At 58.0% G+C, this 26,613-nt stretch carries 17 protein-coding genes and 1 tRNA gene; 11 read left to right on the plus strand and 7 right to left on the minus strand.

Features of this window, described 5'->3' with window-relative positions; translation table 11 throughout:
- The 4 genes from GHO42_RS11130 to GHO42_RS11145 all read left to right on the plus strand — a co-directional run.
- On the plus strand, window positions 1-605 hold a 605-nt coding region (locus tag GHO42_RS11130), incomplete at its 5' end, for an SDR family NAD(P)-dependent oxidoreductase (protein WP_153384153.1).
- Between the two features lie 10 nt (window positions 606-615).
- Window positions 616-1,809, plus strand: a complete 1,194-nt coding sequence (locus GHO42_RS11135; RefSeq protein WP_095025931.1) for an acetyl-CoA C-acyltransferase — start codon at window positions 616-618, stop codon at window positions 1,807-1,809.
- A gap of 9 nt (window positions 1,810-1,818) precedes the next feature.
- On the plus strand, window positions 1,819-2,946 hold the full coding sequence (locus tag GHO42_RS11140; protein WP_153326653.1) for an acyl-CoA dehydrogenase: 1,128 nt from the start codon (window positions 1,819-1,821) through the stop codon (window positions 2,944-2,946).
- A 16-nt stretch (window positions 2,947-2,962) separates the two neighbouring features.
- Window positions 2,963-3,736 carry an enoyl-CoA hydratase gene (locus GHO42_RS11145; protein WP_095000021.1) on the plus strand — a complete coding sequence of 258 codons (774 nt, stop codon included), beginning with the start codon at window positions 2,963-2,965 and terminating at the stop codon, window positions 3,734-3,736.
- Between the two features lie 118 nt (window positions 3,737-3,854).
- On the opposite strand, the gene GHO42_RS11150 is transcribed toward GHO42_RS11145, so the two are convergent.
- The 7 genes from GHO42_RS11150 to GHO42_RS11180 all read right to left on the minus strand — a co-directional run bounded on the left by GHO42_RS11150 (window position 3,855) and on the right by GHO42_RS11180 (window position 10,522).
- Window positions 3,855-5,006 (minus strand): acyl-CoA dehydrogenase family protein, encoded by a 1,152-nt coding sequence (locus GHO42_RS11150; RefSeq protein WP_095021146.1) that lies wholly within the window; start codon window positions 5,004-5,006, stop codon window positions 3,855-3,857.
- Between the two features lie 3 nt (window positions 5,007-5,009).
- Window positions 5,010-6,116, minus strand: a complete 1,107-nt coding sequence (locus GHO42_RS11155; protein WP_095000023.1) for an enoyl-CoA hydratase/isomerase family protein — start codon at window positions 6,114-6,116, stop codon at window positions 5,010-5,012.
- 147 nt (window positions 6,117-6,263) lie between these two features.
- Window positions 6,264-7,034, minus strand: a complete 771-nt coding sequence (locus GHO42_RS11160) for a 3-hydroxybutyrate dehydrogenase (protein ID WP_153326651.1) — start codon at window positions 7,032-7,034, stop codon at window positions 6,264-6,266.
- A gap of 123 nt (window positions 7,035-7,157) precedes the next feature.
- The gene (locus GHO42_RS11165; RefSeq protein WP_016781241.1) at window positions 7,158-7,439 is read right to left on the minus strand and encodes a peptidylprolyl isomerase; all 282 of its coding nucleotides are present in this window, start codon (window positions 7,437-7,439) and stop codon (window positions 7,158-7,160) included.
- Between the two features lie 106 nt (window positions 7,440-7,545).
- Window positions 7,546-8,427 (minus strand): triacylglycerol lipase, encoded by an 882-nt coding sequence (locus tag GHO42_RS11170; RefSeq protein WP_095000024.1) that lies wholly within the window; start codon window positions 8,425-8,427, stop codon window positions 7,546-7,548.
- Window positions 8,428-8,536: 109 nt separating this feature from the next.
- Window positions 8,537-9,625 carry a 3-deoxy-7-phosphoheptulonate synthase gene (locus GHO42_RS11175; protein WP_095000025.1) on the minus strand — a complete coding sequence of 363 codons (1,089 nt, stop codon included), beginning with the start codon at window positions 9,623-9,625 and terminating at the stop codon, window positions 8,537-8,539.
- Window positions 9,626-10,279: 654 nt separating this feature from the next.
- A complete protein-coding gene (locus tag GHO42_RS11180) occupies window positions 10,280-10,522 on the minus strand; it encodes a DNA-binding protein (protein ID WP_153326649.1) in 243 nt (80 codons plus the stop codon).
- Between the two features lie 81 nt (window positions 10,523-10,603).
- Here GHO42_RS11180 and GHO42_RS11185 point away from each other — a divergent pair, with 81 nt between their 5' ends.
- The 7 genes from GHO42_RS11185 (at window position 10,604) to GHO42_RS11215 (ending at window position 26,610) form a co-directional block, all read left to right on the plus strand.
- A complete protein-coding gene (locus GHO42_RS11185; RefSeq protein WP_095000026.1) occupies window positions 10,604-10,984 on the plus strand; it encodes a helix-turn-helix domain-containing protein in 381 nt (126 codons plus the stop codon).
- A gap of 116 nt (window positions 10,985-11,100) precedes the next feature.
- Entirely contained in the window at window positions 11,101-11,739 is a 639-nt protein-coding gene (uvrY, locus tag GHO42_RS11190; protein WP_095000027.1) for a UvrY/SirA/GacA family response regulator transcription factor, read from the plus strand.
- A gap of 2 nt (window positions 11,740-11,741) precedes the next feature.
- Window positions 11,742-13,565 carry an excinuclease ABC subunit UvrC gene (uvrC, locus tag GHO42_RS11195; protein WP_095000028.1) on the plus strand — a complete coding sequence of 608 codons (1,824 nt, stop codon included), beginning with the start codon at window positions 11,742-11,744 and terminating at the stop codon, window positions 13,563-13,565.
- A 32-nt stretch (window positions 13,566-13,597) separates the two neighbouring features.
- The gene (gene pgsA / locus GHO42_RS11200) at window positions 13,598-14,155 is read left to right on the plus strand and encodes a CDP-diacylglycerol--glycerol-3-phosphate 3-phosphatidyltransferase (RefSeq protein ID WP_016781234.1); all 558 of its coding nucleotides are present in this window, start codon (window positions 13,598-13,600) and stop codon (window positions 14,153-14,155) included.
- A 63-nt stretch (window positions 14,156-14,218) separates the two neighbouring features.
- Window positions 14,219-14,294: transfer RNA gene (locus GHO42_RS11205), tRNA-Gly, on the plus strand.
- Between the two features lie 538 nt (window positions 14,295-14,832).
- Window positions 14,833-16,104: an OmpP1/FadL family transporter gene (locus GHO42_RS11210; protein WP_095018457.1), complete on the plus strand. Its 1,272-nt coding sequence runs from the start codon at window positions 14,833-14,835 to the stop codon at window positions 16,102-16,104.
- Window positions 16,105-16,437: 333 nt separating this feature from the next.
- On the plus strand, window positions 16,438-26,610 hold the full coding sequence (locus tag GHO42_RS11215; protein WP_153326647.1) for a hemagglutinin repeat-containing protein: 10,173 nt from the start codon (window positions 16,438-16,440) through the stop codon (window positions 26,608-26,610).
- The last annotated feature ends 3 nt before the right edge of the window (window positions 26,611-26,613 follow it).

A 26,613-nucleotide genomic window follows, 5' to 3' on the forward strand; every position in this document is an offset into this window, starting at 1 on the left:
GCGCTGTGGCGGACATCAGCCAGGCAGATGCCGCCCAGGCGGCCGTGGCCGCTACAGTGGCCGCCTTTGGCGCGGTCAACGGGCTGGTCAACTGTGCCGGCATTGTGCGCGGTGAAAAGATCCTCGGTAAAAACGGCCCCCATGGGCTGGACTCATTCAGCCAGGTGATCAACGTCAACCTGATTGGCAGCTTCAACATGTTGCGTCTGGCTGCAGCGGCGATTGCCGAAACCACTGCCGATGCCGAGGGCGAGCGCGGGGTGATCATCAACACGGCTTCGGTCGCGGCATTCGACGGTCAGATCGGTCAGGCAGCTTATGCCGCATCCAAGGGCGCGATTGCCAGCCTGACCTTGCCTGCAGCCCGTGAACTGGCACGCTTCGGCATTCGGGTAATGACCATCGCCCCGGGTATTTTTGAAACCCCGATGATGGCTGGCATGACGCCTGAAGTGCGTGCATCGCTGGCCGCCGGTGTGCCATTTCCACCACGTTTGGGCAAGCCTGACGAGTATGCCTCGCTGGTGCGTCACATTATTGAAAACAGCATGCTCAATGGTGAGGTGATCCGACTCGACGGTGCCTTGCGCATGGCCGCGAAATAAGAGGTGAGATATGACAATCAGCAATGATCCGGTTGTAATCGTAAGTGCTGCGCGTACGCCCATGGGCGGCTTTCAGGGGGACTTCAAGGGCCTGACCGCGCCGCAACTGGGCGCTGCGGCGATCCGTGCAGCGGTTGAACGCGCGGGTGTTGCTGTCGATGGTGTGCAAGAAGTGTTGTTTGGCTGTGTGCTGTCGGCAGGGATCGGCCAGGCACCTGCCCGTCAGGCCGCCCTGGGGGCCGGGCTGGACAAGGGTACCCGTTGCACCACACTGAACAAGATGTGCGGCTCGGGCATGGAAGCGGCCATTCTTGGGCATGACAGGCTGCTGGCCGGCAGTGCCGATGTGGTGGTGGCAGGGGGCATGGAGAGCATGTCCAATGCGCCGTACCTGCTTGATCGCGCCCGCAGCGGTTACCGCATGGGCCATGGCCGGGTGCTGGATCACATGTTCCTTGACGGCCTGGAAGACGCCTATGACCGTGGCCGTCTGATGGGGACTTTTGCCGAAGACTGCGCCCAGAATCACGGTTTTACCCGTGAAGCTCAGGATGCCTTTGCCGTGGCCTCCCTGACCCGTGCGCAGCAGGCCATCAAGGACGGCAGTTTTAGCAGCGAGATCGTCCCGGTGCAGGTGACCGTGGGTAAAGAGCAGCGCCTGATCAGTGATGACGAGCAGCCGCCCAAGGCCAATCTGGCAAAAATTCCAACCCTGAAACCGGCGTTCCGCGAGGGCGGTACGGTGACGGCGGCCAACTCCAGCTCGATTTCCGATGGTGCGGCGGCGCTGGTACTGATGCGTCGCAGCGAAGCGCAAAGACGTGGCCTCAAGCCGTTGGCGGTTATCCACGGCCACGCCGCCTTTGCCGATGAGCCGGGGTTGTTTCCGACTGCACCGGTGGGGGCAATCAAGCGCCTGATGAGCAGCACTGGCTGGGATCTGAACCAGGTCGATCTGTTTGAAATCAACGAAGCGTTCGCTGTGGTCAGCCTGGTAACCATGACCGAGCTGGATATCCCCCACAGCAAGGTCAATATCTACGGCGGCGCCTGTGCCCTGGGGCATCCGATTGGGGCTTCGGGTGCGCGAATACTGGTGACTTTGCTCTCGGCATTGCGCCAGCAAAAGGCTACACGCGGTGTTGCCGCCATCTGCATCGGCGGCGGTGAAGCCACGGCCATTGCCGTGGAATGTCTGTATTAAGGATTTTGTATGCTGCCTACACCCGAACAATTACAAATACGCGAAGCAGCCCGAGAGTTTGCCCAAGAGCGCCTGAAGCCCTTTGCCGCCGAGTGGGACAAGCAGCATCGCTTCCCTCGTGAGGCAATTGCCGAGATGGCTCAATTAGGGTTTTTCGGCATGCTGGTGCCCGAGGAGTGGGGCGGTTGTGACACGGGTTATCAGGCCTATGCCATGGCCCTTGAAGAAGTCGCCGCCGGTGACGGCTCTTGCTCCACGATCATGAGCGTGCATAACTCGGTGGGTTGCGTGCCGATTCTCAAATACGGCAGCGAGGCGCAAAAACAGCAATTTCTGATCCCCCTGGCCAGCGGTGAAATGCTCGGCGCGTTTGCCCTCACCGAGCCGCAGGCCGGCTCCGATGCCAGTGACCTGAAAACCCGAGCCCGCCGCGAAGGCGATCATTACATTCTCAATGGCTGCAAGCAGTTCATTACCTCAGGGCAAAACGCCGGAGTGGTGATCATGTTTGCGGTGACGGACCCGGCGGCGGGCAAGCGTGGCATTACCGCGTTTATCGTACCCACGGATACTCCGGGTTACAGCGTGGCCCGGGTTGAAGACAAACTGGGGCAGCATGCATCGGACACCTGCCAGATTCTGTTTACTGACCTGAAGATACCGGTGGCCAACCGCCTGGGCGAAGAGGGGCAAGGCTACAAGATTGCCCTGGGCAACCTGGAAGGCGGGCGCATCGGTATTGCCGCACAAGCCGTAGGCATGGCCCGTGCAGCCTTTGAAGCGGCCCGCGACTATGCCCGCGAACGCGTGACCTTTGGCCAGCCCCTGGTGGAGCATCAGGCGGTGGCGTTTCGCCTGGCCGATATGTCGACGGAAATCGCCGTCGCCCGGCAGATGGTCCATTACGCTGCGGCACTGCGTGACAGTGGGCAATCGGCGCTGGTCGAGGCCTCGCAAGCCAAGCTGTTTGCATCGGAAATGGCCGAGCGCGTGTGCTCCAAGGCGTTGCAAACCCTGGGCGGTTATGGCTATTTGAGCGACTTCCCGCTGGAACGGATCTACCGCGATGTGCGGGTGTGCCAGATCTATGAAGGCACCAGTGATATTCAGCGCATGGTCATTTCGCGCAATCTTTGAATCGAGGACATTAGCGATGAGCTACGAAACCATTCTGTTGGACATCCATGGGCAAGTGGGCCTGATTACCCTGAACCGCCCCCAGGCGCTGAATGCTCTGAATGCGCAATTGATCCGCGAAGTAAACCACGCGCTGGACAGGCTGGAAGCTGATAACGGGATTGGCTGTATCGTTATCACCGGCTCGAAGAAATCCTTTGCTGCCGGTGCGGACATCAAGGAGATGGCCGACCTGAGCTATCCGCAAATTTATCTTGATGACCTGTTTTCCGACAGCGACCGTGTGGCGGCCAGGCGCAAGCCGATTATTGCTGCAGTTGCGGGTTTTGCCCTGGGTGGCGGTTGTGAGCTGGCCATGATGTGTGACTTTATTCTGGCCGGGGACAACGCCAAATTCGGCCAGCCTGAAATCAACCTGGGGGTGTTGCCGGGCATGGGCGGCACACAGCGCCTTACCCGTGCGGTGGGCAAGGCCAAGGCCATGGAAATGTGCCTGAGCGGGCGTTTGATAGGCGCAGAAGAGGCGGAACGTTCGGGGTTGGTGGCCCGTGTGGTGCCGGTGGATGAATTACTCGACGAAGCGCTGAAGGTAGCGGCCACCATTGCCAAAAAGTCCCTGCCGGTGCTGATGCAGACCAAGGAATGCGTCAACCGTGCCTTTGAGGTGAACCTGGCTGAAGGTGTGCGTTTCGAGCGTCGGGTATTCCACGCCTTGTTCGCCACACAGGATCAGAAAGAAGGCATGGCGGCGTTTGTTGAAAAACGCGAGGCGCAGTTCAAGAACCAATAACTGCACATGCCTCTATGTGGGAGCGGGCTTGCTCGCGATAGCCTCAACGCGGTGTGTCAGCTGCACCGAGCCGACTGCATCGCGAGCAAGCCCGCTCCCACAGGTTGTGAATCAGTTTCTAAAGCAGATAATTCTTCAGCTCCCGCGCAATCACCATGCGCTGAATCTCGCTCGACCCTTCATAAATCTGGGTAATCCGCGCATCGCGGTAGTAGCGCTCCACCGGATAGTCTTCAAGGTAGCCATAGCCACCGTGGATCTGGATGGCTTTGGAACACACATACTCGGCCATTTCCGAAGCAAACAGTTTGGCTTGCGAAGCTTCTGACAGACAGGGCTTGCCCGCGCTGCGCAGGCGCGCCGCATGCAGGATCAGCAGGCGTGCCGCATTGATGCGGGTCTGCATGTCGGCGAGCATATTGGCCACGCTCTGGTGCTCAATGATCGCCTTGTCAAATTGCACCCGGTCACGGGCGTAACCCAGTGCTGCCTCGAAGGCCGCACGGGCGATGCCCAATGCCTGGGCGCCAATGCCGATTCGCCCGCCTTCCAGGTTGGCCAGGGCAATGGCCAGCCCCTTGCCGCGCTCGCCGAGCATATTGGCTTCAGGCACGCTGCAGCTGTTGAGGGTTACCGCGCAGGTGTCCGAGGCGCGGATGCCCATTTTGTGTTCGGTGCGGTCGACAATAAAACCGGGGGTGGCGGTGGGTACCAAAAACGCCGAAATACCTTTTTTGCCCAGATCAGGGTCGGTTACCGCAAAGACAATGGCCAGTTTGGCGCGCTTGCCATTGCTGACAAACTGCTTGGCACCGGTAATCACCCATTGACCGTCACGCAACTCGGCGCGGGTGCGCAGGTTATGGGCTTCGGAGCCGGCCTGGGGTTCGGTCAGACAGAAGCAGGCGATGGTCTGGCCGCTGGCCAGCTCCGCCAGCCAGGTCTGTTTTTGCTCCTCGCTGCCGTATTTCAGTATCGGCCCGCAGCCCACCGAATTGTGGATGCTCATCAGTGCGCCGGTCGCGGCATCACCTGCGGAGATTTCCTCCACGGCCAGGGCGTAGGCGACGTAATCGACATAAGTGCCACCCCATTCCTCCGGCACCACCATGCCCAGCAACCCCAGTTCGCCAAGCTTGGCCACCAGCGCGTCGTCGATCCAGCCGGCTTTTTCCCAGGCCTGGGCATGGGGAGCGATTTCACGCCGGGCAAAGTCGCGAGCCATGTCGCGGATCATCACTTGTTCTTCGCTCAGTTCGATGTCTTGCATGGCTCAGGCTCCCTTGGCGTTGAATGCGGTGAAGAAACTGGCGACATGGGCTGGATCCAGTGCATCCAGGCTGGGCGGGTTCCACTGCGGTTTCTTGTCCTTGTCGATAATCAATGCACGCACGCCTTCCATCAGGTCGCCGCGATCAAACCACTGGCGATCCAGGTGCAGTTCCAGGGCGAAGCACTGCTCAAGGGGCAGCGCTCGGCCACGGCGCAGCATTTCAAGGGTCACGGCCATCGCCAGCGGCGAGCGGGTTTGCAACAGGTCGGCGGTTTCATTGGCCCAGTCGCGAGTTTCCGGGGCTATGACAGCGCGCAGATGGGCGATAATCCGTGGCATGTCGACCTGGGCGAAAACGCTGTCAATCAGCGGGCGCAACCTGGCCAGCGGTGGGTCGGGCAATACGGTTACGGCGAATCGGGCTACCAGCGCGGTCAGGTCATCGATAGGGGATTTTTGCCAGTTGAGGCTGTCGAGGCCCTTGTCCAGTTCAGGCAGTGCGGTGCTTTCCAGATAGCCGTCAGCAAGCCCGCAGTACAAGGCATCGGCAGCGCGGATTTGGACCCCGCTGACGCCCAGGTAAGTGCCCAACTGACCTGGCGTTCGGGTCAGGAAGTAGCTACCGCCAACGTCAGGAAAATAACCGATGCCCACTTCCGGCATCGCCAATTTGCTGCGCTCGGTAACCAGGCGCAGATCCGCGCCTTGCACCAGGCCCATGCCGCCGCCGAGAACGAAGCCGTCCATCAAGGCCACAACGGGTTTGGGGTAGCGGTGCAGGGTCAGGTCGAGGGCATATTCCTCTTCAAAGAACAGGGTATGCAGGGTGTCGTTGTTTTGATAGCTGTCGTACAGCGAGCGTATATCTCCGCCCGCGCAGAAGGCTTTTTCGCCCGCGCCACGCAGTACCACCGCCTTGACTTGCGGGTCTTCGACCCAGGCATCGAGTTGCTGCTGGAGGCTGCGGACCATTTCAAGATTGATGGCATTGAGTCCGCCTGGGCGGTTCAGGGTCAGGTGGCCAATATGGTTGCGGACCTCGGCCAGAACGGTGCTTTGCAGCTGCGCGATATCCGGTGTCGGTGAGGAGGAAACCTGAGCAGTCATCACTAACTCCCTGCTTTATATTATTTTTAAGGGGGTTCACGGGTGAACGATAACCGATGCTAACAGTGCAAATTTGCCCATTACAACCCTGATAAGTGCAGGGTTGCTGTGCATTTTTGCATATTGGGCGTGCAGCAATGCGCGATCTTATTGCGCCAGCCAGCCACCATCGACATTCCATGCCGCGCCCCGTACCTGACTGCCAGCCTCACTGCATAAAAACAGCACCAGCTCGCCCAGTTGCGGCGGGGTGACGAATTCCAGCGAAGGTTGTTTTTCGGCCAACAGGTCGTGCTGCGCCTGATAGGGGTCAATGCCCTGGCTGATGCGCTGATCAATCTGTTTTTGCACCAGCGGCGTCAGCACCCAGCCCGGGCAAATGGCGTTGCAGGTGATATTGCTGGTGGCGGTTTCCAGGCCCACCACTTTGCTCAGGCCGATTACCCCGTGCTTGGCGGCGACATAGGCGGCCTTGCCGACCGAGCCCACCAAGCCATGAACCGAGGCAATATTGACGATGCGCCCCCAGCCGCGCTTGCGCATGCCGGGCAGGGTGAGGCGGGTGCTGTGGAACACGCTGGACAGGTTAATGGCGATGATCGAATCCCAGCGCTCTACCGGGAACTCTTCGACGCTGGCTACATGCTGAATGCCTGCATTGTTGACCAGGATGTCGACGCCGCCGAATTCGCGCTCGGCATAATCGATCATGTCGGCGATCTGCGCCGGGTCGCTGACATCTGCGGGGTGGTGACCTACCCTGACGCCGAACTGTTCGACTTCGGCAATCACTTTGGCCGGATCGCCAAAACCGTTGAGGATCAGGTTGGCTCCGGCCTTGGCCAGGCTCAATGCGATACCCAGGCCGATGCCGCTGGTGGAGCCGGTAACCAATGCAGTTTTACCTGTAAGGCTCATGATCAATTCCTCGGATGAGTCACGACGGATTCGTGAATGAGGAAACGTAGCACGGGGATTTGCCGTTGCCCAAACGAAACGACCCGCCAAAAGGCGGGCCGTCTTCACGCAGCGCGCAGAGGATCAGTCCTGGCGGCTGGTGACTTCCAGCAGGTGGTAGCCAAACTGGGTTTTAACCGGGCCTTGCACCACGTTGATTGGCGCGCTGAACACGACAGTGTCGAATTCTTTAACCATTTGGCCCGGGCCGAAAGAGCCCAGATCGCCGCCCTGACGGCTGGACGGGCAAGAAGAATTGGCCTTGGCAACTTCGGCGAAATCAGCGCCGCCTTCGATTTGGGCTTTCAGTTCGTTGCACTTGTCTTCGGTGGCAACCAGGATATGACGGGCAGTGGCTTTGGCCATGAGGGTGTACTCCTTTCAAGAAAGTGCCGAGCCTACCGGATTCAGTAGGGTTTTTCTCGGCAAAAAGTGCGCTTAGCTATATTTCGTTGCGGGTTTGCCGGTGGGCTTATGCTCCCGCTGCCTTTAGTCGTCTGGCGTGATCGAGGTAATGGGCGACAGGGTCAATGCGTGTGCGGTTCATTCTGGCCAGGTGATTGATGGTGTCCAAGTGGTCCATTGCATAGTCCGAGCCGATCACATGGCCCAGATGCGAGCTGAAACGTCCGACCAGCCCGTCGTTCTGTTTGCTCTCGCGGGTAAAGAAACTGCCAAAGATGCGGCAGGCATTGTGTAGAGGGTCGAGCAGATTTAGCGACTCCGACAACCGTGAGCCCTTGATGATGCCGCTCCATGAGTAATAAAGAACGTCATTGACCTGCTCGGGGCCCATGCCGCCCCATGTGGCGGGCAGGCCCTGGGGGTATTTCAGGTTGAAGGCGGCAACGCCTTCGGTGGTCAGCGCGTTGAGGGCTTCAAGGGCGTGTTGCGGTAATTGCCGGTGGCCGGTGATCGCGGACAGGAAACTGGAAAACGAGGTGGTCAGGGCGGCGGCGACGGTTTCGGGGAGCGATCCGGGCACGAAGGCCTGGCGCAAGCGGTCTGCTGCTTCGGAGCCATGATTCGGTCCGCTGACGGAGGTGACGGAGGCGATCAGAAGGGGGGCCACGGCTGCCGCATAGCGGGCTGTCAGGGCACCCTGGCTGTGGCCGATCAGGTTGACCCGTGTTGCCCCGGTGCGCGAGCAAACCCCGCGTATGTATTCAAGCAGCTGCTCGCCCCGGGTCTCGTTGTTGTTGGCGGCCGAGATGATCGGTACGAAAACCCGGGCGCCCGATCCGCCGAGCGCTTGCTTGATGCCTTTGAAGTAGTTGAATGGGCCTATGCGGCCGAAACCGAAGAGGCCGTGTACCAGTAATATCGGATACTTGGTATTGGCTGAGTCGTCCATGGGCTATTTTCCAGGTGTTTTTGAACCATAAAAACACCTTAGTCGATACCGGCTTCGCGCAACCGTAGGCATTGTCCCTGGTTGCGCTGCGGTTTGCCGAACGCGTCTGTCAGGCGATGGCCTTGGCGGTGTGGCGCTGTGTTTGCAACTGATGTGCGGCGTTACGCAGCAGTTGCTCGGTCGCGTCCCAGCCCAGGCAGCCATCGGTCACCGAGACCCCGTAGCGCATGTTTGCACCCAGGGACTGGCAGCCTTCGAACAGATGGCTTTCGAGCATCATGCCGATCAGCGAGTGATCGCCGGCAAGACGTTGTTCAAGCACATCATTGAAGACTTGCGGCTGGCGCAGCGGGTCTTTGCCACTGTTGGCGTGGCTGCAATCGACCATCATGCGGGCCGGGATGGCGGACTTCTCAAGCCCTGCACGAGCCTTGGCGACGTTGGCGCGGTCGTAGTTGGGACCGCTGTGGCCGCCGCGCAACACCAGATGGGTGTCGGGATTGCCACGGGTCTCGACGATTGCCGGGTGGCCCTGGCTGTCGATGCCGAAGTGACGATGGCTGTGGGCGGCGGAACGCATGGCGTCGCAGGCAATGGCCACGCCGCCGTCGGTGCCGTTCTTGAAGCCCACCGGCAAATCAAGCCCGCTGGCCATTTCGCGGTGGATTTGCGATTCCGTGGTGCGGGCGCCAATAGCTACCCAGCCCAGCAAGTCGTCGAAGTAGCCGGCGGCGATGGGTTGCAATAGCTCGGTGGCGACCGGCAGGCCCATGCGCAGCATCTCCAGCATCAATTCGCGCGAAAGGGTCAGGCCGTGGGCCATGTCATCGCTGCCGTCCAGGTGCGGGTCGTAGGCCAGGCCTTTCCAGCCCACGGTGGTGCGCGGTTTTTCAATGTAAGCACGCATTACCAGCAGCATGTCGTCGCGCACATCATGGGCGAGGGCAGCCAGGTTGCTGGCGTATTCCAGGGCGGCGACGGGATCGTGGATGGAGCAGGGGCCGACCACCACCAGTAAACGGGAGTCTTCACCGTCAAGGATGGCGCGAATGGCCTGGCGCTGGCTGCTGATCTGGACGCGCAGGGCATCGCTGAGGGGCAGTTGCTGTTTGAGTTGTGCTGCCGTGGGCAGGCGACGGGTAGTCACCGGGGCAGATACAGCGTGTACGGTTGGCAGGGCGGATACGGATGCGTTCATGGTTCGGGCTTCCTGGGCAGGCGGCGGGTTGTCCCGCGCGCTCAGCCCTAGTGGGGTGTTCGACAATTGGCCAGACTGGCTGTAAGTACGTGCGTGCCACCAATGTGGGTCCGTTCGGAGGCGGCAGGCTGTCCCGAACGGCGGCTGATAAATCGCCATGCAGTGCAAAGGTCGAAACGGTAATAAGTGGCGTAGTTCATGGGGTAAATCCTCAATTCAAGAAAATGTCAGGGGCCAAAAAAACAAAACCCCCGGTCGGGAAGCCGACCGGGGGTGAGAATTCTCTGTCAGGCGACCCCTAAGTAGTGGGCGCCGTGTGGGTATCAGGCGCGCCAGTGGCTAAACCAATACCCAAAATAAAATCGTGCTGTGGAGTGCATGTTGTTCGCGCACACAGCAGCAGCCAGACGCGATTGGCGTATGGTCATGCAGATGGCGGTGGTGGCGTGATGCAACATGGGTGGTCTCCGATTGATGGTTTGCAGCTTACGCGAGGCGAACGGGCAGATTCAATAAGAAAATACTATCTGGAACTCCCACGATCACTATTGGCCTGCACGTGTGCAATGCCGGGGCAGGGCGCAGAGCCCTGTAATCGGGCCTCTGAGCCAGTATAAACACTAAATCGGGCCTGTCGCCCGATTAGGCGCATACTCAAGCTAACTCATCATCCTTAGCTTCTGTCAGATGCGTGCCCTGGGACGTAATGATCCCGTCCTTCATGCCCAGAAGAACCGCTACCTTGTGGGCTTCACCACGTTTCCCCTTTTTGCGCCCGGCGAGCACTTGATAAGTGGTAGCCGGGTCTATGCCATGTTCCCGAGCGAACTCTTGAACGGACTTTCCCTGGTGTTCCAGCCATGCCTTGGCTTGTGCAGCGGTACGAATTCCGGTCATAGTTCAAAACCGTTCAAAGTTGTTTAATATTTATCGATTATACCATCCTTTTGGGTGTTTAAAATGGGATCCTACATCCAAATGAGTGGAATTGGTTTGCGCTTGCGGCAGGAGCGAGAGCGGCTAGGTTTGTCGCAAAAAACTTTTGGCGAAATCGGTGGTGTCGAGGCTAATGCCCAGGGCAAATATGAAAATGGTGACCGCGCACCCAAGGCAGATTACTTGTCGCGCGTTGCTGCCCGGGGTGTTGACGTGCTTTACGTGTTGACCGGCAGTCCAACCCCGACCCTGCTCGATAATTTGAGTCATCTTGAAGAGAAGGTGCTGATCAGTTACAGGGTGCTGCACAAGGAGGATCAGGACGCCATTCGCCGCCTCACCACTACCCTGGCAGAATTATCGGCACCTCAAGCGGCAAAGGAACGCCGTGATCCTAAGGAGGTAGATCCCGTCAAGGAATGAATGTTTAAAAGGATTTAATGCTTTGGCAGGGATAGTTGACGCAAGTCGATAGGTTGGTGCTTTAGTTTTTGCTAAGGTGTCGGCAATCAACCAAGACCAATTTGCGAGGTGTCGACTTGATTCGGGTTCTAGTGGTCGATGACCACGATCTTGTGCGTACAGGGATCACACGAATGCTGGCCGATATCGAAGGTCTGCAGGTGGTCGGTCAGGCCGAGTCCGGCGAAGAGTCGTTGCTCAAGGCTCGTGAATTGAAGCCGGATGTGGTCCTGATGGATGTCAAAATGCCTGGCATTGGTGGTCTTGAGGCTACTCGCAAGATGATGCGCAGCCACCCGGATATCAAGGTTGTCGCTGTGACCGTGTGTGAAGAAGACCCTTTTCCTACGCGCTTGCTGCAAGCAGGCGCGGCGGGTTACATGACCAAAGGTGCCGGTCTGGCTGAAATGGTTCAGGCAATTCGCCAGGTGTTCGCAGGCCAGCGCTATATCAGTCCGCAAGTGGCACAGCAACTGGCGCTCAAATCTTTTCAGCCTGCCAGCGACTCTCCCTTCGATGCCTTGTCCGAGCGCGAAATCCAGATCACCCTGATGATTGTTGGCTGTCAGAAGGTTCAGGTTATTTCTGACAAGCTTTGTTTGTCGCCCAAGACGGTAAACACCTATCGCTACCGTATTTACGAGAAGCTCTCGGTCAAGAGCGATGTTGAGCTGGCCTTGCTGGCCGTTCGTCACGGCATGGTTGATGCTGGTTAGAGATGACAGACGTGTTTGATGCAAGTGCATTTCTTTCGACCTGCAGTGGTCGACCCGGCGTGTATCGCATGTTCGACAGCGATGCGCGGCTTCTCTATGTGGGCAAGGCCAAGCACCTGAAAAAACGCCTGGCCAGCTATTTTCGCAAAACCGGCCTGGCGCCCAAGACGGCTGCACTGGTTGCGCGTATCGCGCAAATTGAAACCACTATTACCGCCAACGAAACCGAAGCGCTGTTGCTTGAGCAGACGCTTATCAAAGAGTGGCGTCCGCCGTACAACATCCTGTTGCGCGACGACAAGTCCTACCCCTATGTGTTTTTGTCGGATGGTCAATACCCGCGGCTGAGTATTCACCGCGGTGCCAAAAAACTGAAAGGCAAGTATTTCGGGCCTTACCCCAGCGCCGGCGCCATCCGTGAAAGTCTGAGTATCCTGCAGAAGACTTTTCTGGTGCGTCAGTGCGACGACAGCTACTTCAAAAACAGAACGCGACCTTGCTTGCAGTACCAGATCAAGCGTTGCAAGGCGCCTTGCGTCGGCCTTGTTGACCCGCAGGAATATGCCGAGGACGTACGCCATTCGATCATGTTCCTTGAAGGGCGTAGCAGTGCCCTGACCGATGAGTTGAACGCAGCCATGGAACAGGCTGCCAGCACGCTGGACTTCGAGCGTGCCGCTGAGGTGCGTGACCAGATTTCCTTGCTGCGCCGGGTTCAGGACCAGCAAAGCATGGAGGGCGGTAACGGCGACGTGGACGTGATTGCCGCTTTCGTCAACCCGGGCGGCGCCTGTGTGCACCTGATCAACGTGCGCGGCGGGCGTGTGCTGGGCAGCAAGAATTTTTTCCCTCAGGTAGGTATTGAGGAAGATGTCGCCGAAGTCATGGCGGCCTTTCTTGGCCAGTACTACATCAGCAGCCCCGAGCGCGACCTGCCCAGCGAGTTGATCGTCAACGTGGAGCATGAGAGCTTCGGGGCGATTATCGATGCAATCGCCGAGCTGCGTGGCCGAGAGCTGGCGATCAGCTATCGTGTGCGTGGCACCCGGGCGCGCTGGCAGCAGTTGGCGGTCACCAACGCCGAGCAAGCGCTGATGGCCCGCCTGACCAATCGCCTGCATGTGGCGGCGCGTTTTGAAGCCTTGGCCCAGGTATTGAAACTCGATGAGATTCCGCAGCGCCTGGAGTGCTATGACATCAGCCACTCCAGCGGCGAGGCCACTGTGGCGTCCTGCGTGGTGTTTGGCCCCGAGGGGCCGATCAAGTCCGACTACCGGCGCTTTAACATTGAAGGTGTCACGCCTGGCGACGACTATGCGGCCATGCACCAGGCACTGATGCGGCGCTTCAGTCGACTCAAGGAGGGAGAGGGCAAACTGCCGGACATTCTTCTGGTCGACGGTGGCAAGGGGCAGATGTCGATGGCCCGTGATGTGCTGAATGAATTGGCAGTACCCGACCTGATTTTGCTTGGCGTGGCCAAAGGTACGACGCGCAAGGCCGGTTTTGAAACGCTTTACCTGAATGATGCGGCCCATGAATTCACCCTCAAGGGTGACTCGCCGGCCTTGCATCTGATCCAGCAAATCCGTGACGAGGCCCACCGCTTTGCAATTACCGGGCACCGGGCGCGACGCGGAAAAACCCGTCGAACCTCAACGCTGGAAGGCATTGCAGGGGTAGGGCCGACCCGCCGCCGAGATTTATTGAAACATTTTGGTGGCTTACAGGAGCTATCTCGTGCAAGCATCGAGGAGATCGCCAAAGCACCCGGGATCAGTAAAAAGCTCGCTGAGTTGATTTATGCAAACCTGCACAGCGAGTAGAATGCCACCTCACCTCGTAGCCAGTTGTGCCGATGAATATCCCTAATTTGATCACCGTACTACGCGTTCTACTTATTCCTTTCTTCATTTTGTTGTTTTACCTGCCTTACAGCTGGAGTTATGCAGCCGCCAGCTCAGTCTTCGCCTTTGCGGCGGCGACCGACTGGCTTGACGGCTACCTGGCCCGCCGGCTGGAGCAGAGCACGCCTTTTGGTGCCTTTCTGGATCCGGTGGCCGACAAGTTGATGGTGGCTGTGGCTTTGGTGTTGCTGGTGCAAGAGCATCACAACGTGTGGCTGACCTTGCCGGCGGCGGTGATTATTGGCCGTGAGATCGTCATCTCCGCGTTGCGCGAGTGGATGGCGGAGCTGGGGGCACGGGCCCAGGTTGCGGTCTCGAACATGGGCAAATGGAAAACCGCAGCGCAAATGCTCGCTCTGGTCATACTGCTGGCCAATCCGTCGGACTTCAGCTTCTGGGTATTGGTAGGGTACGGGTTGCTGTTGGTAGCTGCCGGTCTGACCCTGTGGTCGATGCTCCAGTATTTGCGGGCTGCCTGGCCGCATCTGAAGACCACCTCGGTAAAATAAATAAAACTTTTTAAAACAAAGGCTTGACGCGTTATTAGATTTCTATAGAATGCGCATCACCAAGCGGGAATAGCTCAGTTGGTAGAGCACGACCTTGCCAAGGTCGGGGTCGCGAGTTCGAGTCTCGTTTCCCGCTCCAAACATGGCCCAGTGAATTCAATCGGATTCGCAAGGGCAGAACAAAGGACCTTCGGGTCCTTTTTTCGTTTCTGGCGTTTTATTCGGGGATGCTGAATCGCTCTTCTGAAGCCGCGGGCTGAAAATGATGTGCGCCCGACACAGCGTATTGATCTATTAAATGCCCAACCGTTTGCTATTCCCTGGCCTGTTTGATTGAGACGTTGAATATGGGTTTATTTAAAGTTCGCAGCTCTTTCAAGAAAAGCGCACTTGCCCCGCCAGCGACCCACTTCACTCAAGTCCGGCGCCATCAGCTCCCGGACAGCAGATTGCGATTTCATGTTTAGTGCATCATGTTTAATGATCTTTAGCGCTTTAATATGTTAGCGAAATCAATCAGTTGATCAGCTCTGCCCATCAGCGGGTATTCGCCCGCTGAATAACGGCGCGCTCTTGTTGTATTGTCCTACAAGGCAATTGATTTCTATATAACAGGCTCTGGCAACGGATCAGGAATATTGGTAGTTTGCGCCCCGTTGATCACTGGACCTCTAATAATGAAAAAACTATTCTTCAAGACCACCCTCGGTCTTGCCGTTGCACTTGCGTCGTCTCAGCTACTTGCCAGCGGTCTTGCAATCAATGAACAAAGTATCAGCGGCATGGGCACTGGCTTCGCCGGCCGCTCGTCCTCTGCCGATGATGCCAGTACCGTATACGGCAACCCTGCGGGCATGGCGCGCCTGAAACAGGAGCAGGTGAGTGCAGGTGCTGCCTTGCTTGTGGCGAAAACCGATATCAGCCATACCCGCAGTACCTTTGGCGGCAAGGAAGACGGCGATATGGTGCCGTTGACTGCGGTGCCAATGGGTTATTACGTCAAGCCGATTGATGAACACTGGGCTTTCGGTGTCGGTTTCTATGTGCCGTTTGGTTTGATTACGGACTATGGCAGTGGTTTCGCCGGCCGCTACTTCGCCAATAAAAGCAAGATTCAAGTCATGACGTTCCAGCCTACGGTCAGCTATGCCTTCAATGACAAGGTGTCGATCGGGTTTGGTCCGACCATCAACCGCATTGACGGTGAACTGACTTCACAAGTGCCAAATGCCCTTACCCCGGGCAGTAACGACGGCAAGGTGAAGATCAGCGGCGATGACACGGCCATCGGTTTCAACGCCGGCATCCTGGTACAGGCCACTGACAGCACCCGTGTGGGCCTGACGTATCACTCCAAGGTCAGTTACAACCTCAAGGGCACTACCAAGGTCACTGGCGGTACCTTCAGCCTGCTGGGCCTGAGCGGCCAGAGCTACGATGCCAAGCTGGACCTGGACACGCCGGAGTCCGTGGACTTCTCGGTCACTCACCAGCTCAATGATGACTGGACCCTGTATGCGGGGAGCACCTGGACCCGCTGGAGCCGCCTCAAGGACATTACCGCTCAGAACAGTGATGTCAGCCCGCGTCTTGGCGGCTCGTTGAGCACCATTACCGAGGAGCAGAACTGGCACGACACCTGGGCCCACGCCATTGGCGTCGCGTATCAGTTGAATCCGCAATGGGTGTTGCGCACGGGCTTGTCAGTCGATGAGTCGCCGACCAACAACAGCAACCGTTCGCCGCGTATCCCCACCGGTGACCGTACCGCCATCAGCTTCGGCGCTGGCTGGACGCCGGTGAGTAACATGACTATCGACCTGGCGTACTCCTACCTGTGGGAAGACAGTACCAAGGTCAACGACAGCTCGGCTTCCAAGGGCGCGTACAGCTCTACCTACAAAAACAGCGCGAGCGGTTTTGGTACTTCGATCACCTATCGTTTCTGATCTGCGGGTTTACGCAATATCACTGCAGTGATCTGAAGCAGAGTAGGGCCAGATATGTTTCGCATTTATTGCGGCGCATATCTGGCTCAAACCCTAGGGCGTGCTACTACAGATCAAATTTATGGCAGTGACAGTCAGCTGCTCTGAAGAGACGTTTCGCTATTGATATCGGAAGCGTCCTAACTCTTTTCATTCAAACATATCCAAGACTTACCCCACCCGGAGACGCGCCAAGGCTTTTGCCTGCGAATTGTCTCGTTGAAAAGACTTTGCCTCACTCATCAAGTTTGGCGAATCACGGATGGAGTAAGCATGTTTGGATGTTATCTCGGGATGAGGTCTTTATTTCCGGTTGTACCGGGCAGCCTGGCCAAGCTGGGTTTGTTATCCCCAGAAACCGACAGGGATGATCGGCATTCAGCCTTCTTGGCCCGCCAGTCTTCAGCAGCACTGCATGCCGGGGAATCTTTCCTGGGCATGCCTAAACGTGGCCTGGCCTTTATTTTGGCCAATGCGCTGTTCTGGCAACCACTGCTGGTGCAGGCCGAAGGCATCGTTGTCAGCGGGCCAGGCACCAGCCTGGGAGCGGCGGGTAATGGCGTTCCGATCGTCAATATTGCTGCACCCAATGGCAGCGGTCTGTCGCATAACCAGTTCAATGACTACAACGTCGGTGCCAATGGCCTGATCCTCAACAACGGCATTGACCGTACCCAGTCGACCCAACTGGGCGGCATCATCCTAGGCAACCCGAACCTGCAGGGCAACGCCGCCCATATCATTCTCAACGAAGTCAACGGCGGCAGTCCCAGCCAGTTGCGCGGTTATACCGAAGTGGCGGGGCAGTCGGCCAAGGTGATCGTGGCCAACCCCTACGGTATTACCTGTAATGGCTGCGGTTTTATCAATACTCCCAGTGTCACGCTTAGCACGGGCAAACCTCTGTTTGATAATGGTCGTCTGGATCGTTATCAGGTTGATGGCGGTACGGTGACCATTGACGGTCAGGGTTTGAACGCCAGTAATATCGATCGCTTCGACATCATCACCCGCTCGGCGAAGATCAACGCCCAGATCAATGCGCGTCACTTGACGGTGATTGCCGGTCGCAACGACGTCAATGCCCGGACCCTGCACGCCACTGCGCGCGCGGATGACGGCAGCGCCAAGCCGCAGTTGGCAATTGACTCCAGCGCCTTGGGCGGAATGTATGCGGGCGCCATCAGGCTGGTGGGTACCGAGGCCGGTGTCGGGGTCAAGCTGGACGGCACGCTGGCGGCCAGTGGCGGGGATATACAGCTCGATGCCAATGGGCATTTGCGTATGGCTCAAGTCACGGCCAGCAGTGCGATCACAGGCAAGGCTGGAAGTCTCGATGCCCAAGAGGCGATCTATGCTGGCAGCACACTGGATATGCAGGCTCAAGGCGACCTGAGCAGCCGTAAAAACCTTATCGCACGTGACAGCATCAAGCTCTCCAGCGGCGCGCAGTTGACCAATCGCGGCATTATCGAGGCCGGGGTCAATGCCGACCATTCCCGCAACAGTCATGGCAATGTGTACATCGACGCAAAAACGCTTGCGAACACAAACGCCAGCATCATTGCCAGTCGTCACCTGACAGCTAGCGCCCAAATCCTGAGCAATCAGGGTGGCACGCTGAGCGCCAAACAGGCCGCCAGCATCCGTGCAGACACTCTGGATAACCAGAACAAAGGGCGGACTCTGAGTAGCGCCAGTCTCGACCTCAAAACTGATCGGTTACTTAACAGCCAAGGTCTGGTTTCAGCCAGCAGCATCGACGCCCGGATCGGCAGCCTGGACAACCGCACTGGCATGCTCAGCAGTCAGGGTGAGATGCGCCTGGCCGTTGATGGCACATTGCAGAACCGCAGTGGCGTAGTGATAGCCGACGGCAATGCAAGCGTAACTGCAACCCGCCTCGATAACAGCAGCGGCCGGATTTCCGGCAAGCAGAACCTCAAGGTTCAAGTGCAGGATCTAAACAACCAGCAAGGTCAACTGATCGGCCAAGGTGCCGTCCAACTGAGTAGTAATACCCTGGACAACCGTCATAAAGGCCTGGTCGGCGGCGCTCAAGGGCTGACGCTTGATGTGGCCGATATCGATAACCGTGAAGGCGAAGTGTCGAGCCAGGCTGGTTTGTCGTTGACGGGTTTTCGTCTGGACAACACGGGCGGCAGGCTTACCAGCGAAAAACACAGCCGTCTTGAGCTTAGTGCCGGCGTGGCAAACACCTTGGGCCTGATCAGCAGTGACGGCGGGTTAAGCCTCTCTGCGACTGAGTTGTCCAACCACCAGGGCAGCATTTCCAGCGCTGGCCAACTTGCTATCAGCAGTGGTGGGTTGAACAACGAAAAGGGTTCGCTGCAGGGCAAGGCCATCACGCTCGACTTGGGTACTGCCACAGGCGATCTCAACAATATGGGCGGCCTGATCACCACAGCAGGCCCTTTGACCCTCAAGCACCTGCGTGACCTGAACAACCGTGGCGGCGAGATTTCCACTACGCAAACCCTTAGCCTGAGTGTCCGCAACCTTGATAATACGGGCGGCAAGCTGATCAGCAACAACCTGTTGGTCATCAATGGTGACAACCTGCTCAATCAGGGCGGGCTGATCTCCGGCTGGCAGGGTTTGAATGCCACCGGTACAACGCTCGACAATCGCAACAGCGGCAAACTGTCCAGCCTTTACGGCAACCTTGATGCCCATCTCAGCTCCAGCCTTCTCAATAGCGGTACAGGTATTCTGGTCAGCCAAAAAAACCTGACCGTCACAGCGGCCAACCTGGACAACAGCGGTCAGGGCAATATAACCAGTGCTGGCGCCCAAAGCCTTGATGTCAGTGGTTGGCTGAACAACGCCGAGGGCGGGGTGATTGACAGTGGTGCGGCTCTCTATCTGAGTGCGCGTGATCTCGACAACAGTGCTGGCAGTATCAAAGGTGCCGCCGCCACAACCCTCGACCTGCCTGGCACCTTGACCAACACCCGCGGCAAGCTGTCCAGCGGTGGCCCGCTATTGATCCAGCGGGCGGCGCAGATCGACAACCAGGGCGGTGAGCTGGTCAGCAGAAGCGTGCTGAGCCTGATGAGCGCTGGCCTGGACAACCGCAATCGCGGCACAGTCGCGGCAGATGGCAAGTTGGACATTAGCGTCAGTGGCCTGGTGCAAAACAGCAATGACGGCCTGATCTACAGCCAGGACGGCGAGCTCAAACTTACCGCTAGCCGCCTGGACAACGCCAAGGGCAAGGTGCAAGGCAAGACCGGCTTAGAACTGGACATTACTGAAAATATCGACAATCAGGGTGGCAAACTGATTGCCCAAAACGGTGATTTGGCGATCAAGGCCGCCAACCTGGAAAACCGTGGTGGTGAGCTTGGCAGCCTCAAGCAAGCCCTCAATGCTCGCGTAGTCGGTGTACTGCGCAACGGTGTGGCAGGGATCATCCAGGGCCAGCGTCTGAATCTGATCGCGGGCAGTATCGATAACGTCGGCGGGAAAATCTCAGCGCAAGTGGGCGATGCCCTCGTGACCACCGACGCTTTTGACAATCGCGGCGGCAATCTCTACGTCAAGCGTCTGCTGACAATAACCGGCAACGCCTTCGACAACAGCGGCGAAACAGGTGGGCGTGTGGCAGCAGAGCACGTCAGCCTCGATCTGAGCAACGCCCTGAATAACCATAAAGGCCTTATCGAAAGCACAGGAACCCTGAGTGTCAGCGCCGCCAGCGTGGATAACCGGACGGGGCAGTTGCGTACGCTGGGTACCAGCGGCGATACCTTGTTACAGATTGGCGGGCTGCTGGACAACCGCAACGGCACCCTGGAAAGCGCCAATACTGAGTTGACGTTACTCGCGGGCAGCTTCCAGAACGCGGGTGGCAAGGTACTGCATTCCGGCAGCGGCACTTTCGCCATTGATCCGTCGATCCTCGACAACGTTGGCGGCAGTCTGGTGAGTCGAGGTGGCCTGATCCTCAACCAGGACAGCTGGACCAACAGCAGCGTGATTCAGGCCGCGCGCCTGACAGTCAACGTCAACAGCTTCAATCAAGTTGCGGGCGGCCAGTTACTGGCATCCAACAGTTTTGTTGGCGCAGGCGGGAACTGGTCCAACAACGGTTTGCTCGCTAGTGACGGCACTCTGAGTATCAACCTGGAGGGTACTTATTCGGCCAGTGGTCGGCTGAGCAGCCTCGGATCCCTGGATCTGCGCGCCGCGCAACTGCACTTCAGCGAAACCGCCACCCTGGCCGGTGGTGACGGCACCCGGGTCACAGTGGCAGGACAGTTGAACAACGCCGGGCGGATGACGTCTGCGACCGACCTCAACCTCATTGCCAATGAGGTGTCCAACACCGGCACACTGGGGGCTGGCGCGAACCTGATGCTCACTGCCGACACAGCACTCAATCGCGATGGTCTGATTTTCAGCGGCGGTGACATGCAGCTGCTGACCACCACCTTCACCAATGCCTATGCGACGGTCTATGGCCTGGGCGATGTGCTGATCGCCAAAGATACAGATCACAACCAGGCCGATTTGCTGGACAACCGCTCCGGCACGGTGGAAAGCGCGCAGAACCTGAGCATCCGCGCCATGACCGTGAATAACGTGCGGGATGTGCTGGAATACACGGCCCAGGAAAAAAGCTCGGTGACCATCTCTGAGCTCGATTGCAACTTGATACCTGGTGCCGGGTGTGACTTTCGTCGTAAAGGGCGGCGAAACGGCCTGTGGCAAATCGATGAAACCGATCGCCTGAACGTTACCCGAAGCACAGCGGCTTCGCTCTTGGGCAGTGGCGCGGACCTCCAGATCCACGCCGGGACGCTCAATAACCACAGCAGCACCATTGCCGCCACAGGCAACGTGACGGCCACCGCAGAGACCCTTAACAACCTGGGCGTGCAAGGGCAGGAGATCACCACCACCCGCACGTACTGGAACTATGTCACACAGATTTTTGCGGCCATCCCGGCGGCTGCCAATTTCAATGCCAAAAACAGCCCCACACCCTCGGCCACCGTTGAGTCTGACCTGAGTTACTTTATTGGCCTGCTGGGCGGTGGCAAGCTATCGCACACCACCCGCACCCAAAACATCGACGGGCAGGCCCATGACGCTGTGATCCAAGCCGGGGGCGACGTCAACCTCAGTGCCGGGCAAAGCCTTAACAACAGCGTGATCCGGCCGTACTACGGTTATGTCGCTGCCGGCCGTACGCCAACCGACACGGGCGCGGGAAGTGGCTACTCCACACCGATCCACATCAACGCCCAATTGCCAGCGGATGTGGCCCAGCAACAAGTGAACCCGGTAGAGCTGCCCGGCTTCAGCTTGCCTGAGGGCCAGAACGGCCTGTTTCGCCTGAGCGGGCAGGGCAGCAGCACTGTGTCGGCCGTTCACTCTCCCTCCCTACCGGTCGACCTCTCAGGTGCAGCAGGTTCTGCAACAGCGATTGACGGCCTGACCATCAACCGTGTTCAGGGCTTGCCTGACACAAACGTTGTAACCAGCCCGCACAAATACCTGATCGAAACCAACCCGGCTCTGACCAACCTCAAACAATTTATGGGCTCGGACTACCTGCTGGCGAAGTTGGGTTACGACCCGGACCAAAGCCAGAAGCGCTTGGGTGACGGCTTTTATGAACAGCGCCTGATTCAGCAAGCCCTCACCGCCCGTACTGGCCAGCGTTTTATCGACGGCCGAACCAGCGATGCGGCGACGTTTAAATACCTGATGGACAATGCTGTCGCCAGCAAGCAGGCGCTCAACCTCTCGGTGGGTATCACCCTGACAAGCGAACAGATAGCGGCCCTGACCCACGATATCGTCTGGTTGGAAAGCACCACGATCAACAACCAGCAAGTGCTGGTTCCGGTGTTGTACATGGCCCAGGCGAACAAACGCCTGGCCCCTAATGGCGCATTGATTGCCGGAAACAACGTCAACCTGATCACAGGTCAAGACCTCAAAAACGTCGGCACCTTGCGGGCCACAGAAAACCTGTCAGCCAACGCAGGTAACCACCTGATCAACAGCGGCCTGATCGACGCCGGCAACCGCCTCGACCTGCTGACGGGCAATAACCTGAGCAACAAGGCGGGCGGCATCCTTGCCGGGCGCGATATCAGCCTAACGGCCAGCAAGGGTGATCTACTCAATGAGCGCACCGTTATCCGTCATAACAGCAGCAACGGCTATCGCAGCGAACGCACCGACTTCATGGACAGCGCCGCTCGCATTGAAGCGGCGAACAACCTGTCTCTGCACGCGGGCCGCGACGTCCACAGTGTTGGTAGCGTAATCAAAAGCGGCGCAGACACCACCATCAAGGCAGGTCGTGACGTCAACCTTATTGCCACAGAACAACGCAACAGCCAGGTTGCCGGCACACTGTCGCGTGGCGAGAGCGTCACCCAATATGGCTCTGTCATTGAAGCGGGTCGCGACTTCCAGATTGTTGCCGCGCGGGATATCAGCGCTATCGCCAGCCAGATTGCAGCCACCCGCGACCTGGCCATGGCCGCATCGGGCGACCTGACCCTGGCCTCGGCTGCAAACGAGCAGCACAGCGCGCTCAACACCAAAAAAGTCAAAACCCGGGACGATCGCGTCAGCCAGGTCTCGAGCGTGGTCAAGGCCGGTGGCGATGTGACGCTGAGTGCCGGGCAGGATATGGCGGTAATTGGCAGTCGGGTGGAGGCGGGCGGTGAAGCATACCTGGTGGCTGGCGCAAGCCTTGAGCTCAAGTCCGCAGAGGAACTGGATTACAGCTTCTATAGCAAGAGCAAAAAAAGCTCGTCCGGAAAATCCTTCCGCCTGAACGAAACCGACACCCTCACTAACGTTGGCAGTCTGGTCACCTCGGGGGGTAACAGCACCTTGGTGGCGGGTGATGACCTGCTCTTGCAAGTCAGTGCGGTCAATGCAAAGCAAGGTGCTGCCAAGCTGCTTGCGGGCAACAATATTCAGATCCTCGCCGCCAGTGATTCCAGCAGTGTGCGCCACGATAACAGTCAAAGTAAAAGCAGTTGGGGTGGCCTGAACTCGAGCAAGGCCAAGCGTCAGGTCAGTGAAGCCAGCACGACAGCTGTAGGAAGCATTGTCTCGGGTGACACGGTCAATGTGGCTGCCAGGCGAGACGTAAAAGTCACGGGTTCGGCGCTGGTCAGCACCGATGACCTTACTGTTCAAGCCGGGCGTGACCTGACTGTTGATGCGGCAATCAACACGTTTTCGCGAACTGAGATGCGCAAGGAGAAAAAGCGCGACCTCACAGGTGTGCTGACCGGGAACAACCTTGGGTTGGACGATATTAGCGGCAACCTGCATCTCTCCAACAGTGGCCAAAAGCACAACGGCACTGCACAGGAGAGCACCTTGCAGGGCAGCACCCTGGGCTCCAGCGTCGGTGACGTGACCCTGACTGCGGGTCGTGAGTTGAAGGTGATATCCAGTGAATTGGTCAGTACCCAGGACATGGGCCTGAGCGGTTCCAATGTCACCATCGCCGCGGGTACTGAAACCGCGCACCAGACCACCCAAGACAGCTCCAGGAGTATGGGTGTGGGGCGGGTTGTGGGTGGCATGGTGGTCGATACGGTAACCAGCATTCGTAACGACGTGCGGGCTTCGCAGCAGGCTGACGACAGCCGTCTCAAGGCAGTCAAGGGCGCGCAGGCGTTGCTGTCTGCTTACAACGCCGCATGCAATATGGATGCCAGTGCCGCGAATGTGTCAGAAGGTAAGCCTGCCAATAGCGGTGGCGCGCTGATAAAAATCGGTACCGAACTGGGCTCCACTAACAAGAAAAGCAGCAGTGAGTACAACGCTGAAACAGCCAGGCAATCCACCCTCAACAGTGGCGGCAGTCTGGCCATTGTGGCAACAGGCAATGCCCCCGACACCCAGGGCGATATTCATGTCATTGGCAGCAGCCTCAAGGCTAGAGACACCCTGTTGCGGGCAGAGCATGACATCACCCTGGAAAGCGCCCAAGACCGGAAAAGCTGGGACAACCAAAGTAAAAACGACAAAACCAGTATGGGGGTCAGCTTCAATGTGGGTGAACAAACGGGTTTCACCCTCGACCTTGGCGCACAACTGGCCAAGGGCATGGGTAAAGGGCGGGAAGTCAGCCAGGTCAACAGCACGTTAGACACTGGACTGCTGGTGCTCAAAAGCGGCCAGGACACTGCGTTGGCCGGTGCTCAAGTGCGGGCGGATGCCATCAAGGCTGATATCAGTGGCAATCTGAGCATGGCTTCACGTCAGGATGAAGCCCGCCAGAAGAACAGGCAAACCAGCGCTGGCGTGGGCGGGAGTATTTGTGTGCCCCCGTTTTGTGTGGGCGCTCCGGTATCCGCTTCGGCCAATATCGCTGGCAGCAAAATGAACAGCGATTATCAGGCTGTGACCGATCAGACGGGCCTGTCTGCGGGCACAGGTGGTTACGACATCAACGTCGGAAAAACCACCGCGCTTCTAGGCGCCGTGATTGCCAGCGATGCGCCGGCTGACAAAAACCATCTCAGCACTGATCGCCTGTTGGTCAGTGACATCAAAAATAAAAGCGCCATAACAAGTCAGGCCGGGAGTTTGAGCTATTCCGGGGCCTTGGCAGGGGGCGGGGTGGATGCCCGCTCGGTCGCTGGCGGCACGCTGCCGGTGTTTCTCAAGGACTCTGAGAAGAGTAAAACCCAAAGCGCCATCAGTGAAGGCACCATCACCGTGCGCAACCCCGATGGCGGCAATGACCTGGTGGGGTTGAACCGCGACACCGTGAACGCCAATCAGCATCTGGATCGGCCTGATGAAAAGGCCATGCAAGCACGCATCGACCTGATTCAAAGCTCGGCGCAGCTGTCCAGCAGCGTAATTAATAGCGTGGCCAAAGCCAAGGCTGATGCGGCAACCAAACAGGCCAATGAGGCAACTACCCCAGAGCAACAACAAGCGGCTGCGCTTGCGCTGGATGACGCCAGGAGCTGGCAGGTCGGGGGCGATAAACGGCTGATGGCCAATATTGCATCGGGCCTGATCGCGGCGGGCCTGGGAGGGGCAACGGGCAGTACGGCTGTGGGTGTTGTTGCGAACGTATCATCCAGTGAGATTTTTAAAAAAATCGGTGATTTCGCTACCGCGCAAAGAGATAAATCTACGGACAGTGCAGTAAAGGCAGCCTGGGATGAAGGCGGTGCAGCTCGTGTCTTGCTGCATGCGTTGGCGGGTGCGGCAATAGGTTTGTCCAGCGGCAATGCGCAGGCGGGTGCTCTGGGAGCTGGAGCCTCTGCGGCGTTGATGCCATCGGTGGGTCAGGCGCTGAAAGACAGTGGGCTGTCTCGTCAGGAACAAGATGCTATAGCTGCATTGATTGCGACAGGCGTTGGAGCCTCTGCGGGGGCTGGAAGTGGGCCCGGCGAGGCTGTGGTGGCAGGTGGGGCAGGGTTTGGTGTGGAAGCCTTCAATAGGCAGCTGCATAAGCAACAAGAAATTCCGGTTCTGGAGAAAAAGGCCGAAGAGCTTTACAAAACCCTGGGAGCGCCAAGATCCAGTGCCCTTTGGCTGGATTTGTTGATGATTGCTGCGGGTGGCGCCCTGGATGCTGCTGATGAAGCCCGTTTGAGCGGTTTGGTTGCGCAGTCCACAGGCAATGATCCGCAGTCCCGAAATTTTATCGATGACCTGAATATTGCCAAAGGGATTATTGGGCAACTGGCGGCACAGAAAATCCCTCTGAAGTGGGGCGATGGAAGCCAAATTGTTGCCAATGGCGAGAAAGCCTTCGCGTTCAGAGCAACCGAAAAACAGTTCAATGACTCAACGCTGTTCAATGCGTCAGTCTTGCATGGTCAAGGCGTGGTGTATGAGCAATGGCGGCAATACGGCCAGGAGCAAACCAGCGCGCATTCGAAAGAAATGGGTGCGTTGTCCAGTACTGAGTCAGGTATAAAATCGGCTACCCAGCGTTTGTCAGATTTGGCAGGCAAAGGGATTACAACCATAGCGCCCGAGCTTGATGCTGCTATGCTGTTGATGCCGGCAGGTAAGGGCGCCAAGGTTGTTGTTGAGGCGGTTCTTGCCAAATTGGCGGCTGGTAAGGCTGCTGCGGGTGTTGGTGCAAAAGCAAATGTGGGGTCAATTAGTCATATCTCTGGAGTGAATCTTCCTAAAAGTCAGTCTAAGATGATTGCTAATTTTGAAACAGCAGGGTACCCAACAAAACCAGTAGTTTCTCCGACCAGCGGAAATGTGGTCGGAACTCAATACATCTTGCCTGATGGTTCGCGAGTTCGGGTGATGCAGGCGGATGGTCGGAGTCCTCGGCGCGCGTCATTCGAGAACGCTAATGGCGGACCTGTTGACCCTACTACTGGAAATCCGCCGCAGCCCCCGCAAGGTTTATCGAAGGCTGAGCGGAAGCAGTGGATTAGAAAGCGTACGCATATTGAGCAAGTGGACTAAAAG

This window comes from Pseudomonas sp. FSL R10-0056 (assembly GCF_009600105.1).
GTDB lineage: Bacteria > Pseudomonadota > Gammaproteobacteria > Pseudomonadales > Pseudomonadaceae > Aquipseudomonas > Aquipseudomonas bubulae.